This window comes from Chryseobacterium phocaeense, from assembly GCF_900169075.1.
Lineage (GTDB): Bacteria > Bacteroidota > Bacteroidia > Flavobacteriales > Weeksellaceae > Chryseobacterium > Chryseobacterium phocaeense.
The window spans coordinates 2,706,881-2,724,019 of record NZ_LT827015.1; the positions used below are offsets into that span (position 1 = coordinate 2,706,881).

Annotated in this window: 12 protein-coding genes; 2 read left to right on the plus strand and 10 right to left on the minus strand. The window is 37.8% G+C overall.

Annotated features, from left to right (window positions below):
- Positions 1-313: 313 nt before the first annotated feature.
- From B7E04_RS19020 to B7E04_RS19030, 3 genes are all read right to left on the minus strand, one after another.
- Positions 314-910 carry an IS1096 element passenger TnpR family protein gene (locus tag B7E04_RS19020; RefSeq protein ID WP_080780122.1) on the minus strand — a complete coding sequence of 199 codons (597 nt, stop codon included), beginning with the start codon at positions 908-910 and terminating at the stop codon, positions 314-316.
- A gap of 135 nt (positions 911-1,045) precedes the next feature.
- Entirely contained in the window at positions 1,046-2,077 is a 1,032-nt protein-coding gene (locus B7E04_RS19025) for a sensor histidine kinase (RefSeq protein WP_080780123.1), read from the minus strand.
- Between the two features lie 46 nt (positions 2,078-2,123).
- On the minus strand, positions 2,124-2,801 hold the full coding sequence (locus B7E04_RS19030; protein ID WP_080780124.1) for a response regulator transcription factor: 678 nt from the start codon (positions 2,799-2,801) through the stop codon (positions 2,124-2,126).
- Between the two features lie 197 nt (positions 2,802-2,998).
- On the opposite strand from B7E04_RS19030, the gene B7E04_RS19035 reads away from it, so the two are divergent.
- Together B7E04_RS19035 and B7E04_RS19040 are read left to right on the plus strand one after the other, a co-directional pair.
- Positions 2,999-5,647: a TonB-dependent receptor plug domain-containing protein gene (locus B7E04_RS19035; RefSeq protein WP_080780125.1), complete on the plus strand. Its 2,649-nt coding sequence runs from the start codon at positions 2,999-3,001 to the stop codon at positions 5,645-5,647.
- A 34-nt stretch (positions 5,648-5,681) separates the two neighbouring features.
- Positions 5,682-6,884, plus strand: a complete 1,203-nt coding sequence (locus B7E04_RS19040) for a hypothetical protein (RefSeq protein WP_080780126.1) — start codon at positions 5,682-5,684, stop codon at positions 6,882-6,884.
- A gap of 133 nt (positions 6,885-7,017) precedes the next feature.
- Here B7E04_RS19040 and B7E04_RS19045 read toward each other — a convergent pair whose 3' ends face one another.
- From B7E04_RS19045 to B7E04_RS19075, 7 genes are all read right to left on the minus strand, one after another.
- Positions 7,018-7,497 carry a hypothetical protein gene (locus B7E04_RS19045; protein WP_080780127.1) on the minus strand — a complete coding sequence of 160 codons (480 nt, stop codon included), beginning with the start codon at positions 7,495-7,497 and terminating at the stop codon, positions 7,018-7,020.
- Positions 7,498-7,581: 84 nt separating this feature from the next.
- Positions 7,582-9,972: a hypothetical protein gene (locus B7E04_RS19050; protein ID WP_165439475.1), complete on the minus strand. Its 2,391-nt coding sequence runs from the start codon at positions 9,970-9,972 to the stop codon at positions 7,582-7,584.
- 231 nt (positions 9,973-10,203) lie between these two features.
- Entirely contained in the window at positions 10,204-11,442 is a 1,239-nt protein-coding gene (locus B7E04_RS19055; protein ID WP_080780750.1) for an amidohydrolase, read from the minus strand.
- A gap of 80 nt (positions 11,443-11,522) precedes the next feature.
- Positions 11,523-12,368, minus strand: a complete 846-nt coding sequence (locus B7E04_RS19060; protein WP_080780129.1) for an AraC family transcriptional regulator — start codon at positions 12,366-12,368, stop codon at positions 11,523-11,525.
- Positions 12,369-12,560: 192 nt separating this feature from the next.
- Positions 12,561-13,895 (minus strand): amidohydrolase, encoded by a 1,335-nt coding sequence (locus B7E04_RS19065; RefSeq protein ID WP_080780130.1) that lies wholly within the window; start codon positions 13,893-13,895, stop codon positions 12,561-12,563.
- A gap of 797 nt (positions 13,896-14,692) precedes the next feature.
- The gene (gene hemL / locus B7E04_RS19070; protein WP_080780751.1) at positions 14,693-15,979 is read right to left on the minus strand and encodes a glutamate-1-semialdehyde 2,1-aminomutase; all 1,287 of its coding nucleotides are present in this window, start codon (positions 15,977-15,979) and stop codon (positions 14,693-14,695) included.
- An 89-nt stretch (positions 15,980-16,068) separates the two neighbouring features.
- The gene (locus B7E04_RS19075) at positions 16,069-17,130 is read right to left on the minus strand and encodes a glucosaminidase domain-containing protein (protein ID WP_080780131.1); all 1,062 of its coding nucleotides are present in this window, start codon (positions 17,128-17,130) and stop codon (positions 16,069-16,071) included.
- Positions 17,131-17,139: the final 9 nt, after the last annotated feature.

Consider the following 17,139-nt stretch of genomic DNA (forward strand, 5'->3'; position numbering starts at 1 on the left):
GAATAAGTGAATGGTGAATTTTGCTTCGCAAGTGAATTTCTTAATTTAGTATTATTTATAAAGCAAATTTGCAAATCAGCCTATTTGCCATATCAGCTTTCTCAGCTTTCTTTGCCTTTTTGTGAATACGTGAATAGACAATTTTGCTTCGAAAATGAATTTCTTAATGTAGTATTATAATACAAATTGCAAATCAGCCTATTTGCCATATTAGCTTTCTCAGCTTTCTTTGCCTTTTCACAAATTCACCCTTTAGCCTTTCCGCCACAAAAAAGCCCCGGAAAAATCCAGGGCCTTATATTGTATTCAGATGTTATCTTTCATCATCATTGTCCTCATCATCTTCAAAAACATCATCATCGTAGTTTTCTTCTTCCTCGTCATCAAAATTGTCATCGTCCTCATCTTCGAAACTGGTATTTCCTCCGAAATCATCATCAAAGCTGAAATCATCATCCATCAAAGGCATTGCGGATTTCTTTTTACCTCCTGCATTTCCGTTTTTGCTAGGTGCTTTTAACGGAACATTTCCGAATCTGTATACTGTAATAGGATAAATAACGCCTTTTGTTTCATCAATCACCTCTACAAGCTCACAGAAAAATTCCCAAAGGTCAAGAAGCCCGTATTGAAACTGTGCTTTATCGCCTGCTTTTTCAAAAGCCTCATCAATGTACACATCAGACATAATTTCGCCGTCACCATCGTCACTCATATCTTCCAGTGGAACGCTTTTAACTATTGTTCCGTCATCTTCCAACATATTAAAAGTAGAAAGCTCGTCTCCCTGAAGACTGAACGCACTTTTAATTCCTAAATGTAAGTTCCATAGTGATTGTTTTCCCTTTACTTCAATATCACGGAAAATATCCTCTTTCGCATCTAATATTACGCGGATCTTGTAAACCATATCAGTTTCTTAAATTACTTTTTTTGCCTTAATTATTATGATAAATCTCTGTTGCAAATATATAATAAATGACATGTGACAAAAAAATATTTCGCGATTTTTTAAAATATTTTTTTTTCTTACATTTTGCCGGAATTATTTGCTTTTTTCAAGCATAAAACTGAATTTAGTGCCTTCAAGATAGACACTTTCTACGGTGATATTTTCGTGGTGAGCTTCAAGAATGTGCTTCACAATGGCCAGTCCAAGCCCTGAACCTCCTTCCCTTCTGCTTCTGCTGGTTTCCACTCGGTAGAACCTTTCAAAAATCCTCGGAAGAATCTCAGCTTTTATTCCCATTCCGTTATCAATGACCTCTATCAATACTTTATTTTTAAGGACACTGGTTTTTACCACAACTTTTGCTTCCTGCCTGTTGGCGTAATGGATGGCATTGGAAATTAAATTAATAAAAACCTGGGAAATCTTCTGTTTATCTGCATCTACAAAAATCTGCGGATGCAGGGTCTGAATCTGAAGTGTGGTATTGTGTTTTTCCGCTTCAAATTCAAGAAGTTCAAAAATTTCTTTGATTAAAAGATTGACATCAAATTTTGAAACACTGATGCTGATCTCTCCTGCCTCAAGCCTGTTGATCATATCGAGATCCGTAACAATGGCAATGAGCCTTTCTACTGATTTATCAATTCTTTCCAGGTATTTGTCGCGAATGGTAAGGTTATCCACACCGCCGTCCCTAAGGGTTTCCACATAACCCTGGATAGAAAATAACGGTGTTTTAAGTTCATGGGAAACGTTTCCGATATACTCTTTACGGTAGCTTTCCATTTCCTTCATCATATCGATCTCGGTTACCTGCTGCTGGTTGAGATCCGAGAATCTTTCCCCCAACTCACGGATGGTAATGTTTTCATTATTGTTGTGAACAATTTCCTGGGGAAGCATCTGGGAGAGCCCGCGTACCTGCTTTTTTCCATAGTAGTTGAAAAGGAGTTCCAGAACCACATAATTGATGATAAAAATAAGGATCAGGCAGATAAAAAGGCCTATTTTAAAGAAAGGGGTCTGGTAATAGATATCCTTCAGTGAATCGAAGATGATCACTAAAAGAAACATCACCAGTGTCAGGAGACACGAGGCGACGAGTGTAAGTCTGTAAAATTTCAATTTTACAAGTTTTTATTGGTTATGGTAAAGGTAGGAATTTATAGTCTTAAACAATAAGCTTATAACCGATTCCTTTTAATGTCTGGATGGTATTGATTCCCAGTTTCTCTCTTAATCTTCTGATGTGAACGTCGATGGTTCTTTCTCCTACAATGACGTCATTGCCCCATACTTTTTCAAGAATCTCTTCTCTCTTGAATACTTTTTCGGTATTGGAAGCAAGAAGATAAAGCAAATCGAATTCTTTTTTAGGAAGAAGGAACTGCTGCCCGCTTTTTGAAACCCTGAAATTGTCTTTGTCGATAACCAGATCACCAATTTCAATCAGCTTGGCATTATCTGAAACCTGAGACGTCAGCTGAAGTAAAGCATTTACTTTAGAGATCAGAATCTTCGGTTTGATGAGCTTTACGATGTAATCATTAGCTCCGGCCTGGAATCCTGCCAGCTGAGAAAATTCCTCGCTTCTTGCGGAAAGAAAAACAATCAGTGTTTTCTGAAGTTCTTTTACTTTACGAAGCTCCTGACATGTTTCGATCCCGTCTTTTTCAGGCATCATCACATCCAGAAGGATCAGATCAGGGACAATTTCTTTGGCTTTATCTATCCCTTCGCTGCCGTTTGTAGCGGTATAAATATCGTAGCCTTCTTTTTCCAGGTTGTAAGACAGAATCTCTAAAATATCCAGTTCGTCGTCTATTAAGAGTATTTTCTTTTGGTTCATTTTAAATTTTTACTGAGTCAAAGTTAATAAATTTTAAAGCACAGATGAACAAATGTATTATCGTTCACATAAAGTTAACAATAATATCCTTTTCTTAATGTTTAGTTAAAAAAAAATTAAAATTCGCTAAACCACTTACCCCACGAAACTTTTATTCCTTTGCACCGAAAGAATCTAGTAACAAAGTAAGTAAGATAATGAAAATTAATAAACTTAGCATTGCGGTCGTATTTTTATCCGGATCCATGTTTTACGCTCAAGAAACGAAGCAGGACACGATCATTAAGGAGAAAAAAATTGACGGTGTAGTAATCCAGGGAAGCAGCAACAAGAAAACTGAAACTGCAGTATTAGGAGAACAAAAAAAAGCCGTTATTCAAAAGCAGGCTGTAAGTGCTGAAGAGATTTCCAGAAAAGGGATCTCGAACGTGGAACAGGGACTTACGAAAGTGACGGGAATCACTACCGTAGAAGGAAGAGGACTTTTCGTAAGAGGACTGGAAGAGCGATACAATTATTTATTGATTAACGGTCTCGGATCTCCTTCCAACAACCCTTTCCAGAAGATTATTGCCCTGAAGCAGTTCCCTACTGACGTTGTAGGAAAACTGAACATCTACAAAACCTTCAACTCCAACCTGTACGGAGATTTTGCGGGAGCTACTTTTGATATTGAAACCCTTACCATTGACAAGCCTTTTACCAAGGTGGAATTCAGTGTGGGTGTGAATACTTTGAGTACGTTCAGGGATAATTTTAAAGTGGCGGAGGGCGCAGATGGAATCAATGGATATCTTGGACTAAACTCCAGAGACAGAAGACTTCCTAATGAGGTGAGAGATTCCAGACCAAGCAATTACAGGTTTACATCTAATGAATCATTAAATTCCTTTAAAGATTCCTGGAATGTTAACAATGTAAAGGCATTGCCGAATACAAGTATCGGATTCACTACGGTACAGAAAACAAAAATAGGCGAAACAGGGAATTTAGGAATTTTATTTTCCTTAAATCAGGGTAGTAAATTTCAGTACAAAGAAGGTATGAATAACCAATACAGAACATTGGACAAGACTTCTATTGTAAACATGAACTTCCTAACCCGTAAGCAGTATAATTACGAAACAGAATCTTCAGCATTGCTAGGTTTGGCTTATAAAAACAAGGGCACAAACATTAACTTAAATGCTATTTATCTTCAGAATGCATCTAATATTATTGAGGATAACTTCGGATATAAAGATCAGCAGACACAAAATAAAAACTCCGGATTCTTCAGAACCAATCAATTGGATATTTCCAGGTTCTTAGACTTACAGCTATCTGCTTCACAAAAAATAACAGAAAGACATCAGGTAAAGGGAGGTATAAGTTATGTTATCAATAACTATAGCCAACCAGACCGTAAAATTCTAGAAGGAAACAGAACCAATCCTGAAAACGGAGCTTTGCTTCCTGATGGTTATGTACAGATGCGTTACGGAGGAAATAACCTTATCCGTCAATATCTGGATGTAGATTCAAGGTTTTACGGATCTGCCTACGCAGAATATCAATTATTTTTAGGGGAAAAAGGAGACAGAAAAGATTTCCCTATTCAGATTGCATTAGGATATAATGGTTTTTCTGATTTCAGAAAAAATTCATACCGATTTATATTTGGACGTCCAAACTCTGGTTTCGACAATCCGGTATTTGTAACCAATATAGATCAACCTCAGGCTACGTTTGACCAGGCTGTTTCTGCAGGTCATATGGCTTATTATGAAGGCTCTGATACTTCTCAGTATTATTCAAGTATTTATCAGATCGTTAATGGAGGTTATGCCAATATTAATTTTAAGCCGAATGATTCGTGGGATATTTTACTTGGGGCCCGTTATGAGAAAGACATGACCCTCATCAGATATTATCCAACCCTTGGTGCTGATAGAAAAAGAAATCTGGATAAAACAAGAGATCTGTTCCTGCCGTCATTATCCATTAAGAAAGCGCTTAACAATAAAAATAATTTAAGGTTCTCATTCAGTAAGACAGTTACAAGACCTATCCTTATTGAAACCATGCCAATTGAGTATATCAGCCCGGATAACGTTACGATAAGAGGTAATGAAAATATCCAATCCAGCGACAACTACAATTTTGACCTTAAATGGGAATACTTCCCTACCAACAAAGAAATGTTTGCTGTTAACGTATTCGCTAAAAGAATTGATAATGCAATCGAAAGGTCTTTGGCTGCTTCAGCAAATGCGACCGGTTCAACCATCACGTTCTTCAATGCTAAGAAAGCAGATATAATCGGGATAGAGTTGGAAGGAATCTTAGGACTGGGAAGAATTTCTGAATCATTAAGAAATTTCACTTTGGGAGCCAATGCAACATTTCTGTACTCTGATGTAGAAAGAAGTCAGGATCAGTTAGACATGGAAGAACCAACATGGTTTAAAACCTCAGGTGAAAAATTACGCAAAAGAGGGCTTCAGGGTGCTGCTCCGTACACTATTAATGCGGATTTAAAATACGAATTTAAAAACAGTAATAATCTTGCACAAACTTTCTCTTTGGTTTATAATGTTTCAGGAAGTAAAATCTACGCTACCGGTGGTGGTGGAACAGATAACTATTATGAAAAACCATTCCATCAGTTAGACTTTGTTTACCAGAATCAACTGACAAAAAACTGGAATGTAAAATTCGGAGTACAAAATATCTTCAACAATAAGTATAGAATTTTACTAGGAGATAAAAATTATGCTCCACTTAATCTTGAAGAAAACAATAAAACACTTACGGACTATTACAGAGGGGTTACATTTAACCTGACTGTAGGATATACGTTCTAAAATAATTTGAATAAAAAATAAAATAAGTATAAAAATGAAAAGAAGAGTTCTGACCCTATTATCGTTAACAGCTGTGTTAACATTAAGCTTAAATTCATGTACCATTGAAGTAAACGATGGTTTAGGTGATACTGTTGTAACTAATCCAGAACCAACAACAACTGTATTAACCGGTGTAGTAAGTAAAGATACTGTATTTAAAAAAGGAAATTATACCCTAAAAGGAATTGTAAAAGTAATGAACGGTGCCACTCTTACGATTGAAGCTGGTGCGAATTTCACTGTTGATTCTTCTGTACCAAGTGGACTTGTGGTTCTTCAGGATGGAAAAATCAATGCAGTAGGTACTGCTGCTGAACCAATTGTTTTTACAACATTAACAAAAACTCCGGGTGACTGGGGAGGAATTACATTATATGGTAATGCACCAATCAAAGCTGTAAATGGAAATACTTCAGCATTTTCTGAAGATGGAAATAATATAAAGTACGGTGGAACAGACGCCGCTTCAAATTCAGGAGTGATGAAGTTTGTACGTGTGGAATATGCAGGTAAAAAAATCGGAGATGGTACTTCTGAAACCAACTCTATGACCTTCTACTCTGTAGGTAGTGGAACAGTATTGGAAAACCTGGTAACTTATAAAGGAACTGATGACGGATATGAATTCTTCGGAGGAACTGTAAGTGCTAAGAATATTGTTTCTTATGGAAATTATGATGACTCTTTCGACTGGCAGGATGCATGGAGTGGTCAGGATAATACCAACTGGTATGCTTACCAGACAGGAACAGGAAACTTCGGAATGGAAATAGAGGCTTCGGGAAATGCAGATAATGTAGCTCCAAAAGTATCTAACATTACTTTAATCAGAAATGCAGGTACAAGCCCTGAATCTGCAAACTCTCCTGAAATTACAGCGATTCAGTTTAAAAAGCACGGAACAGGAATTTTCTCAAATGTATACATCAGCGGTTATAAGAATACCGGAGGTCAGCAAGCATATGCTGTTCTGATCCAGGATGCAGCTACAGAAACAAGCCAGGTAAATGCTGGAAAAATATCTGTTGCTCCTCTAAACTACTTAAACTCTGATAATGCAGGGGTTTGGGGATATGCATTTACTCCAAACGGAGGAAAAACTTTCACCAATGCTACTACTGTAACAAAAGTATCTCTTACCCCTGGAGCATGGGCTACAGTGGATGGAGTAAACCTTTTAGCAGGACTACAATAAGTAACTAGTTTCTTCATATCAAATTTTATAAAGCCATCAGGATTTTTTCTGATGGCTTTTTATTTTATAGAAAATGGATTGTTAAATTACTTTTGTAAAAGCCTTTTTGTTCCTTTTCTAAATTTCTTCATTACTAAATATTAATATTAAAGTTCTTTAATGGTACGTATCGTTCGTCACAAAACCTTATAAATTCTTCAGAATTTCCTGGTGGCGGTTCTTCCCCGGTTATGCATGCGTAATTGGCATTCAGATATCTTTTCACTTTATAGAATATCAACAGACTTTCTCTTGAATCTAATTCACTTCCATAAATAGATACTCCAAAAATCATTTTCCCATCATCCGTATATTGCACAGTAACCTGCTTAACTTCTGAAGTATTATCCAGATTTTCCCAGTATACAATATAATCTATATTTGGATTTCGGTCTAAATAACTTAATAATTCTTTTGTATTGAAAAAAGTTAATTCCGTGTAATCTGAATACTGGGGAATAGGATAATCGCAAGATAATTCTCTATGCAATGGTGCAAAATCATTAAAAAATTTTTCTACAAAACCAGAATCTCTTTGATTAATTAAATAATACGAATCTATATACTGAGGCATGTTTCAGATGTATTTTTTCTCCTGTACAATATAAACAAATTATAAATTGAAAAATATAAATAAAGCTACTTAAGAAGATTCATCCTATTTCATCATATCATTATAATACACCGGCACATAATTACTCTTATCATACCCCATAATGATAATCCTGTAATTCTTCGCCTGATCATTGTTATAAAACTGCACCTTTGCAGGTTCCTGGTGGACTTCCAGATAAGGATTCCAGTACAGAACAGGACGGACATCCTGCGGCGTATTTTTAAATTCTTCACTGCTGTAATCAGGGCTGATAAAAGGAGCTTCTTTCTGATATCCTTTTAATGAAATCTGTTTCAGCATGCTGGGTCTGGCAGAATTATTCACTGAACCTGTGATTCCGCCTCTACGGGTATAGATGGCTATAGCACCGTTTCCTCCGCCAAAACCGGCCGCAAAATATCCTTTTATGACTTTTACCATGGCAATATCGGCAACAGAAAGAGTAGAAATATAATCTGCACTGATAGGCATCTCATCCAGATAAATTCCAACCCGGGAGCCTCTCAGCATCGGAATATAGTTTCCGGCCTGTGATTGTATATCTAAACCCGCAACCCTTCCCTGTAGCCACTGTAAAATATTGGTACTGACATTATTGGTATTGTCATTCACAAAATCGAAAACCACTTCATTTCCGCTTCTGAATAAAGAACTGCTCAGCTGATTATTAAGCTCTTTGGTGAGATTCTTTTTCTTTCCTTTTAATTTCACTTCCTCAATATTGGTCGTTTTTTCACTGAATATTTTCTGGGTCTTTTTATTGGCCACGTATTTCGCAACTTCATCAGGAAGACTTTCGTTGGGAATACGTTTTACAAGCTGGTAACGGCTTTCAGGCATATCTCCTTTGTAGGGTACGAAATCAAAACCAGGCTGGAAAATAACCTGAACCTGTTCTTTAGGAATCTTCTGTTGCGTATTCAGCTGATAGGAGACTTTCAAAGCATCTTCGAATATTAGTCCGTTTAAAGTAAAGAAACCTTTATCATCCGTTTTAACCTGGTGGAACCCGGTAGGCTGCCCGGAATTTGAAAAAACAAGATTGAGATCCGTATTAGGAGCCGGCTTTTCCTGTACCGACACTTTCCCTTTGTAAGAAATATAATGTTCAGGTTTGTTTTTAATCACGGGATAATTTCCAAGCATCATCATTTTCCAGTCAAAGCGTTTCCATTTTTCGGAAATCAACAGCGCATCCAGTGCTTCTCCGTTACTATTTTCTCTAAAATATTGAGCAGGAGAATTGATTTTTGAATTCACATCTCCCGTAAGCCATAAGGTGCTTAAAAGACTGTTATCATCTTCAGAACTTTTATTTGTTCCATCCATAATCAGAACTGAATAATCAGATTCGTTCTCTTTGGCAATACTGAAAGAATTCAAGGCACGTGGATTTTCATTTAAAGACAAAGACTGAAGATCCGGCTTTTTAATTTTTAACGACTCATGCTGTACAAAACAAAGTCTTTGTGCGACTATATTCTCCTGATCATCAAAAACACTGATATATAAGATACCATTCACCAGCTTATTGGCAGGAATAGATAATACCTGGCCGGTTATTTTGGGTACAACAGCTTTATATACCATCTGGCTGTTCATGGTTCCTATGATTTTATATCCCGATGCAGACAGGCTTTTTCCATTCAGGGTCAGAGTAACAGATTCCAGGCTGCTTTTCACCTTCAAATGGATGCCCGATGCTGCTACTTTGGGAAGATCTATGCTTTGTTTGGTTCCTTTGGTATCGGAAAGAATCAGCCGGTAATTCTTCCCGTTTTGTGGGATAAGTTCAAATGCGCCTACATTTTCATCAAAACCAGTGAAACTTGTAATCTTAGTGTCCGGTTTTTCGGTATCAATGACATAACCACTCCATTCTGAAGGGGTAAAACCTTTAGAACCAAGCCTCACCGCAAATTTTGTAGAAATACCGTCAATAAAAGTCCCGCTTTCCGGATACACCGCAGCAGACCATGTTGAGAGGGAATCTTTGACAAGCTTTTCGGGAGAAGACGGATTATAAATTTCAACCGGACGTATCAGCTGGAAATCTTCACTGAAATTGGTCATCCACGTGGTATAAGCTCTTATGTAATAGATATTTTCTTTTAAAGTTTCCGGGATGGCGAGACTGCCGCTTCCTCTTCCGTTCTGTAAGGGAACAAATGTTTTCGCAATCTGGGTTTTATTCTGGTCGTACAATTCTACAAACAGATTGGTAGAAATCATTGAAGGATCATAACCATCAAATACAAAAGATTTGAACCACAAATTTTCACCGGCGAGATAGCTGTTTTTGTCAAAAAGCAAATGGACTTTTTCCTGTTGATACTTTTCTTTAAAAGTTTCAAGGGCGGCTTCGGCTTTAAGCTGTGAACTCAGATCACTAACCATAGCTACAGCCAATATGAATAATAATTTTTTCACCATAATTTGAGTTTTTATTTTTGTATTGTATCTGAGTAATAAAAATAAACTTTTTATGGATACCTCAACATAAACTTTCTTTATGTTTTCTATTGTATCATTGCTCATAAAATGGCTTAGAAATAAGAGATTTATCACTATGGTTTTGTCCTAGCCGGAAATCATTGAAAAAGCCACCGGAACATCCAATGGCTTTATTCACAAAAAACAAGTATATAAAAAATATATATTCAATTAAGATCTCCAGAACAGGTTCCCTTTATTGGCCAGAGCTTTTATCCCGGATATCCTGGCAACGGCTTCCGCGGAACATGAGGCACTGGTGAAAACCACTGAGGCATCGTCCCCTGCTTTCGGCCACTGCTGTTGTCCGTTTTCATCCAACGGAAGAATATTCTGAGTAGCAAACTGAAGCGTTCTCGACAGTTCAAATTCCGTTTCGTATCCATAGAGTTCTGCAATAAGATTGGCCTTCTGAAGCATATTTCCCGATCCAAACGTACTCCAGTAATCCTGAACATTATCATTTCCAACCAGGACGTTTACGCCGTATTTTTTCAGGACATGAATCGGCATAATAGTTCCTCTGAAAGGTACGGAAGAAGCAATGCCCACTTTTCCCTCTGCCAGTCTTCCGGCAATTTGCTCTGTTTCTCCCGGCGAAAGGTGCCCTAAAGCAAAGGCATGGCTTACAAAAGTTTTTCCCTGCAGTTCCGGATTTTCTATGGTTTTATCGATCAGGTAATTGATTGTTTTCATTCCCGACGCTCCTGCTTCGTGGAGATGGATGTCTATTCCTTTTTTATGGTCTAAAGCCAGTTGAACGGTAAAATCAAGCACTTTTTCAATATTCCCGTCAATACTATACGGATCAAGACCACCGATAAATCCAACACTTTCAAGCTGTGCGACTTCTTTCATCAAAGGAACCGTATCCGTATAATACAATCCGTTCTGCGGAAAAGCTACGAGTTCTGCCCTGAAAGATTCTTTTTTATTTCCAAGTGCCATTTCCAGGTTTTCCAGAGATTGTAAGCCCGAAGTGGGATCAATGTTAAAATGGGTTCTCGCGAAAAAAGTTCCATAATGCTGCAGCAGGCTGATCAGTTGTTCTGCCCTGCCCACAGATGTTTTTAAGAGTTCAGGGATGATTTGCTGCTCGTAGGCGATCATGTCCTTTACTGTTTTCCGTTTCTGGGAAAGTGCCTGCCATGGAAGTCCATATAAGGTTTTATCCAGATGAACATGCATATCTTTAAAAGCCGGAAGCATCAGAAATCCTTTAGCATCCACCGCATCGGAAGCCGGATCATTAGCTTTTACCGCTTTGATTTTTCCGTTTTCTATTTCTACACTGAAAAGACCGGTTTTTGTTCCGGTTACTTCTCCTTCTTCATATTCAAAACCCGTTTCAAGACGGACATTTTTTAGTGAATAGGTTCCTTTTGCGATTAACTGATAGGGAAACTGCATGACTTTTCTTTTAAACATGACAAAGGTACAGCCGTTTTATGTCTGAACCGCTGTACCAATTATGTCTTGTTTTGTATAGATTATTCTTTGAACTGAGATGGGGTCATTCCCGTATGTGCCTTGAAAAATTTGGAAAAGCTTGCATGGTCATAAAAACCAAGATCATAGACGATATCTTTCACCGACATATCAGACACCTTTAAAAGACGTTTTGCCTCCAGCAGAATCCGGTCCTGGATCAGGGATGAGGCTGAAGCATTCAGGTTTTTCCTGCAGACAATATTTAAATAATTGGCAGAAATATTCAGTTTATCCGCATAAAAAGAAACCGATCTTTCTGTCTTGAAATGCTCGTCAATCCAATGAAGAAATTTAGAAATTATAGGATTGGAATGATACATTTCAAAATCTTTAAAAGCGCCTTCCACGGACTTGCTGACCAATAAACCGATCAGCTCGCTCCGCTTCTGAACCACTTCCCAGAAGACCTGTTTTTCATTCACCTCTTTCTGAATGGACTGAAATTCATAACGGAAACATTCAAAAACTTCCGGTGAAAGATGAATAACCGGGTGATTCTGATAATAAGAAGCAGAAAACCTCAGCGAGGGCAGAAAACTCTCAAACCAGTCTCTACTGATCATCAGCTGATAGCCCACCGTTTCCTTTTCAATCACCCACTGATGAACCTGATCCGGAAAAACCAGATGAATCTGGAAATGCCCCACTTCATATTCTGTAAAATCAATGGTATGGCTGCCTTTTCCATGTTCGAAAAGATTGATAATGAAAAAATCATGTTTATGAGGCTCATCAATGGAACGTTCCCCATGCAGCTCATTAAACAGTAAATGACAGCCCTGAAGCTGGTTCTCGCTGAACTCCTGAATGCCTAACACCGGAAAATGATCTGTATGTTGTCCCACGCAGCCTGATTTTCTCCTAAAATTAGTAAAATTTACGCAGGAAAACTTAATGGTTAATGTATTTATGTATTTATGTATTTATGTATTTATGTATTTATGTATTTATGTATTTCTTTAATCTTTAATCTTTAATCTTTAATCTTTTAATCTTTTAATCACAAAAACCACTAACTTTGAATTTTACCCGTTAATTCAATACACCACATTTCCCTGATGCACCAGTGATTCCACATTAGAAATTCTTGACACGGCTTCTGCAGAACAGCTTGCATTTATCAGCACAAAATCCGCCCGATCCCCGGGTTTAGGCCATTGCCGGTTTCCATTGTCATCCAGCGGCAGTACATTTGCAGTGGCCAATTTAAGGCTTCTCGACAGTAAGAATTCTGTGGAATATCCGTACAGCTGGGCCATCAGATTGGCTTTCTGAAGAACACTTCCCGTTCCGAAGGTATTCCAGTGATCTACAATACTGTCATTACCCGTTAAAACCCTTACATTATACTTGTATAGCGTTGGGATCGGCATTACCAGGCTTCCGAAAGGAATGGTAGATACGATTCCAATTTGCGCTTCGGCCAGTTTCTCCGCAGCTTCTTCCTGTTTGGCCTTATCCAGTTTGGCTAAAACAAAACAGTGGCTGAGATAGGTTTTTCCTTTCAGGGAAGGGTTTTCATTCACTTTTTTAATAAGATATTCTACGGTTTTCAATCCGGATTCGCCGGTTTCATGAAGATGGATGTCAATGCCTTTTTGATGATCCAAAGCCAGCTGAACCGTAAAATCAAGGGTCTTTTGAATTGATCCGTCAATCGTGAATGGATCAACCCCTCCAATGAAATCTATATCCATCTGGGCGGCTTCTTTAAGATACGGCACTGAGTCTGTATAAAATACGCCATGCTGCGGAAAAGCCACCAACTCTGCTCCAAAGCCTTTCTTTTTATGTTCTAAAGCTTTCTGAAGGTTTTTCAATGAATCCAGTTTTGAAGTCGGCTCAATGTTTACATGGCTTCTGGCAAAAGATGTTCCTTTAGACTGAAGCAGTTCGATCATTTTTTCTGCTTTAAATGTAGAATTTTTCAGCATTTCAGGAAGCATTTTCTGTTCCAGGGCAATCATTCCTTTTACGCCACCCGTTCTTTTCCTTACCGCCTGCCATTTATCGCCGTAAAATGTTTTATCCAAATGGATATGCATGTCCTTAAATGCAGGAAGCATCAGCATTCCTTTAGCATCCAAAGCTTTAGACTCCGGTTGATTGGGAGTGATACTTTTGATCTTTCCGTTTTCAATTTCTATATAAAAAAGACCGGTTTTCGTAGCCACGACTTCTCCTTCTTCATATTCAAAGCCTGTTTCCAGACGGACATTTTTTACATTCAACTTCCCTTGTCCTAAGGTATTTTGTTCATCAGAAAGTGGAAATGCTGCCATAATATTAGGTATTAAAGTAAGGCCGGCTGCTGCCAGTGCTGAGTTTTTTATAAAATCTTTCCGTGATAGGGTATTGTCTGAGCTATTCATTCCAATCTATTTATTACAAAAATAAAAAGATGGTAATGGCTGGAAGTGTATGGTTTATTACAACTTCTGTATGATTTATTGAAAAACTAAATATTTAACTGTTAAGATTCAAATATCAATCAGTATGATCGGTTTTCAGAAAACTTAAGTGAACTTTTTTTTCAAAATTTTTAATCTTATAAATAACTAAAGTGTTAAAAATATTTTGTGATTAAAAATGAATTTTTATAATCTTTTTTATGCTTTTACTTTTGTCTTGAAATCAAAGATTCGACGTAGTCAAACAAAAGTAACAAAAATTCAAGACGGGAATCCTCGGCTAAAAATGAGTTCTATTCTCTAAAAATTCTAAAACTCGTGCGGATTTCCTGTGAGTTCTTCGTATCTAAATTGGTCCCGCACTCAGACAGTAGAATTTTCTTAACGTTCATAGAATTCATTTTTTTAACGCCTCCGCTTCCTAAGTCGGTTTTTTACTACATAGTTATTTAAGTCGTTGTTTTTCAGAAAACTTAAGTGAGCTTCTTTTTTTCAAAATTTTTAAGCTTATAAATAACTAAAGTGTTAAAAACTTTTGCGCCTTTTGTGGTTAAATTTTTCTTCCCACAGACTTCACACATTCCAACTGATTATTATTTGATATTATGCAGAATAAAAATCTTTGATTTTTTGAGAACTTATGTGAACTTTATATGCACTTTATTATTCAACTTCAAATACTAAAGTGTTAAAGACTTTTGCCTCTTTTATGGTTAAAAAAAAGACCGGGCTTTTAAATCCGGTCTCATCTATTTTTATTAGTTGGCATATTCAAATTTTCTTACTGCTTCAAGCGTCATATCAATTTCTTTATCTTTGATGGCATCACTGATGAAGTAGGTTTCATATCCGCTTGGTGGAAGGTAAATTCCATTCTGAAGCATCTGGTGAAAGAAATTATTGAACAGCGAATGATTGGAAGCTTCTGCCTCATCAAAATTGGAAACCCTGTTCGTATGAAAAAATACAGACATCATGGATCCCTTTCTGTTAATTTTGTGGGGAATACTTTTTTCATTTAAAATTTTACCGATCTCAAAATCCAGTGTTTCGGTTGCCTTATTGATCCTGTTGAAAAATTCCGCGTCATTTTTGATCAGCTGCAATGTTTTCAATCCGCCTCTCATGGCTAATGGATTTCCACTTAATGTTCCGGCCTGATATACTCCGCCTTTCGGAGCTAAATGATCCATAATTTCATTTCTTCCTGCAAAAGCTCCTACCGGAAGGCCTCCACCGATTACTTTTCCGTACGTAACCAGGTCGGCTTTTACATTGTACAATTCCTGTGCACCTCCGAAAGCCAGTCTGAAACCGGTCATTACTTCATCGAAAATCAACAAAGTGCCATTTTCGTCACAGATCTTTCTAAGGTTCTGAAGAAAATTGTTTTCAGGCAGGACACAGCCCATATTTCCGGCAACAGGCTCAATAATCACGGCTGCTATTTCTCCCTGATTGTGGCGGAACAGGTCTTCTACCTGCTCAAAATCATTGTAGCGTGCTAAAAGTGTATCTTTAGCCGTGCCTTCCGTGACTCCGGGTGAATTTGGGTTTCCGAAAGTAGCCGCGCCGCTTCCTGCTTTGATCAGAAATGAATCTGAATGGCCATGGTAGCAGCCTTCAAATTTAACGATCTTATCTCTTTTTGTAAAACCTCTTGCCAGTCGTACCGCACTCATACATGCTTCCGTACCGGATGAAACCATTCTGATCTGGTCTATATTCGGAACATTTTCAATGATGAATTTTGCAATTTCGGTTTCCAGTTCTGTAGGCGCTCCGAAAGAAAAGCCTTTTTCTGCCTGCATTTTCAGCTCCTCCAGCACTTCAGGATGGGTATGCCCTAAAATGGCCGGTCCCCATGAATTGATGTAGTCAATGTAGCTATTATCATCTGCATCGGTAAGGTAAGCCCCCTTCGCCGATTTCATAAATACGGGAACACCTCCTACTGATTTGAATGCGCGTACGGGAGAATTTACTCCACCGGGAATGTATTGATAGGCTTCATCAAACAGAGCCGAACTTCTTTGGTATTTCATTTTTTGTTGAGAGTTGATAGCTGCCCGTTGCCCGTCCATCAGCAAACATCAAACCGTTGACTGATACCCGTATGACAGCAGCTATTGAATTAGTTTCTTGGTTTTTTGTCAATTAAATAAATAAGCTGGCCCGGAGAAGGTCTCTGCCCTTCATCCATTCTGTTTTTTGCGTATAATTTATTTAATTTGATTCCGAATTTCTGGGCGATATCATGCATATCTTCACCCGTTTCTGCTTTATAAGTAGCGGTATTTCCTTCAGAGTTTTTGGATTCAAGGAAGACAATATCGTTTTTCTTTAAAATATTAGTACCCAGTTCGTTCCATTTCACAAGCCTGCTTTCGCTTACTCTGAACTTGTCTGCAATGAATTTAACGGTAGTATCTTCAGGAATTACAATATATTTCAATCCATCATTCGGATGACTTTTGATCAGAATTGAGTTAAGGATTTCCGCTTTTGTTTTGATCCTTTCGACTCTTTTCTGCTGCTGCACATAAGAAGTCTGTTTGTAAGGAACCTCAACTGTAACGGGATCCTTGACTTTCTTTGTTACCATTTTTGACGGTTCCAGCTGTGCCATGAAGGTCTGATCATCCTTCAGATTCGGATACATTTTAAGAACGGCGTACAGTACTTCTTTAGAATTGGTATCATCATACTCATACAGCCTGTATTTTTCAATTTTTGTAATCAGGATGGAAGCATACCGTGGATTGGTTGCATAGCCCGCTTTTTTTAGTCCATGTGCCCACGCCTTGTAATCTTTCATATTCAGATTGAACAGATTGGCGTAGTATTTTCTTGTGGACAGGAAGATGGAATGGTCTTCATAAGACTGTCTTGGATCATCATAAACGCGGAAACATTCATTGGGAGCATCATCCGTATGCTTCATGGTTTTTCCGGTCCAGTCTTCCTTACATTTAATTCCGAAGTGATTTTTGCCTTCCTGAGCCAGTCTGCTCTGCCCTCCTCCGGTTTCCAGAAGTCCCTGGGCCAATGTAATAGAAGCAGGAATCTTATATTTTTCCATTTCCTCTACTGCATATTTTGCAAATTTTTGAATGTACTGGTCTTCAGTAGCCCAGTTCTGAGCTGAGAATTTTGATAAAACTAAAAGGCTTACGAGTAAGAAAAGTCTTTTCATGTTTTTCAA

What these genes read in the sequence shown, in the direction of transcription:
- B7E04_RS19045 (WP_080780127.1), bottom strand. Translation starts at nt 7,497, where the DNA reads ATGCCTCAGTATATAGATTCGTATTATTTAATTAATCAAAGAGATTCT.
- B7E04_RS19035 (WP_080780125.1), top strand. Translation starts at nt 2,999, where the DNA reads ATGAAAATTAATAAACTTAGCATTGCGGTCGTATTTTTATCCGGATCC.
- B7E04_RS19050 (WP_165439475.1), bottom strand. Translation starts at nt 9,972, where the DNA reads ATGGTGAAAAAATTATTATTCATATTGGCTGTAGCTATGGTTAGTGAT.
- B7E04_RS19040 (WP_080780126.1), top strand. Translation starts at nt 5,682, where the DNA reads ATGAAAAGAAGAGTTCTGACCCTATTATCGTTAACAGCTGTGTTAACA.
- hemL (WP_080780751.1), bottom strand. Translation starts at nt 15,979, where the DNA reads ATGAAATACCAAAGAAGTTCGGCTCTGTTTGATGAAGCCTATCAATAC.
- B7E04_RS19020 (WP_080780122.1), bottom strand. Translation starts at nt 910, where the DNA reads ATGGTTTACAAGATCCGCGTAATATTAGATGCGAAAGAGGATATTTTC.
- B7E04_RS19075 (WP_080780131.1), bottom strand. Translation starts at nt 17,130, where the DNA reads ATGAAAAGACTTTTCTTACTCGTAAGCCTTTTAGTTTTATCAAAATTC.
- B7E04_RS19030 (WP_080780124.1), bottom strand. Translation starts at nt 2,801, where the DNA reads ATGAACCAAAAGAAAATACTCTTAATAGACGACGAACTGGATATTTTA.
- B7E04_RS19055 (WP_080780750.1), bottom strand. Translation starts at nt 11,442, where the DNA reads ATGCAGTTTCCCTATCAGTTAATCGCAAAAGGAACCTATTCACTAAAA.
- B7E04_RS19065 (WP_080780130.1), bottom strand. Translation starts at nt 13,895, where the DNA reads ATGAATAGCTCAGACAATACCCTATCACGGAAAGATTTTATAAAAAAC.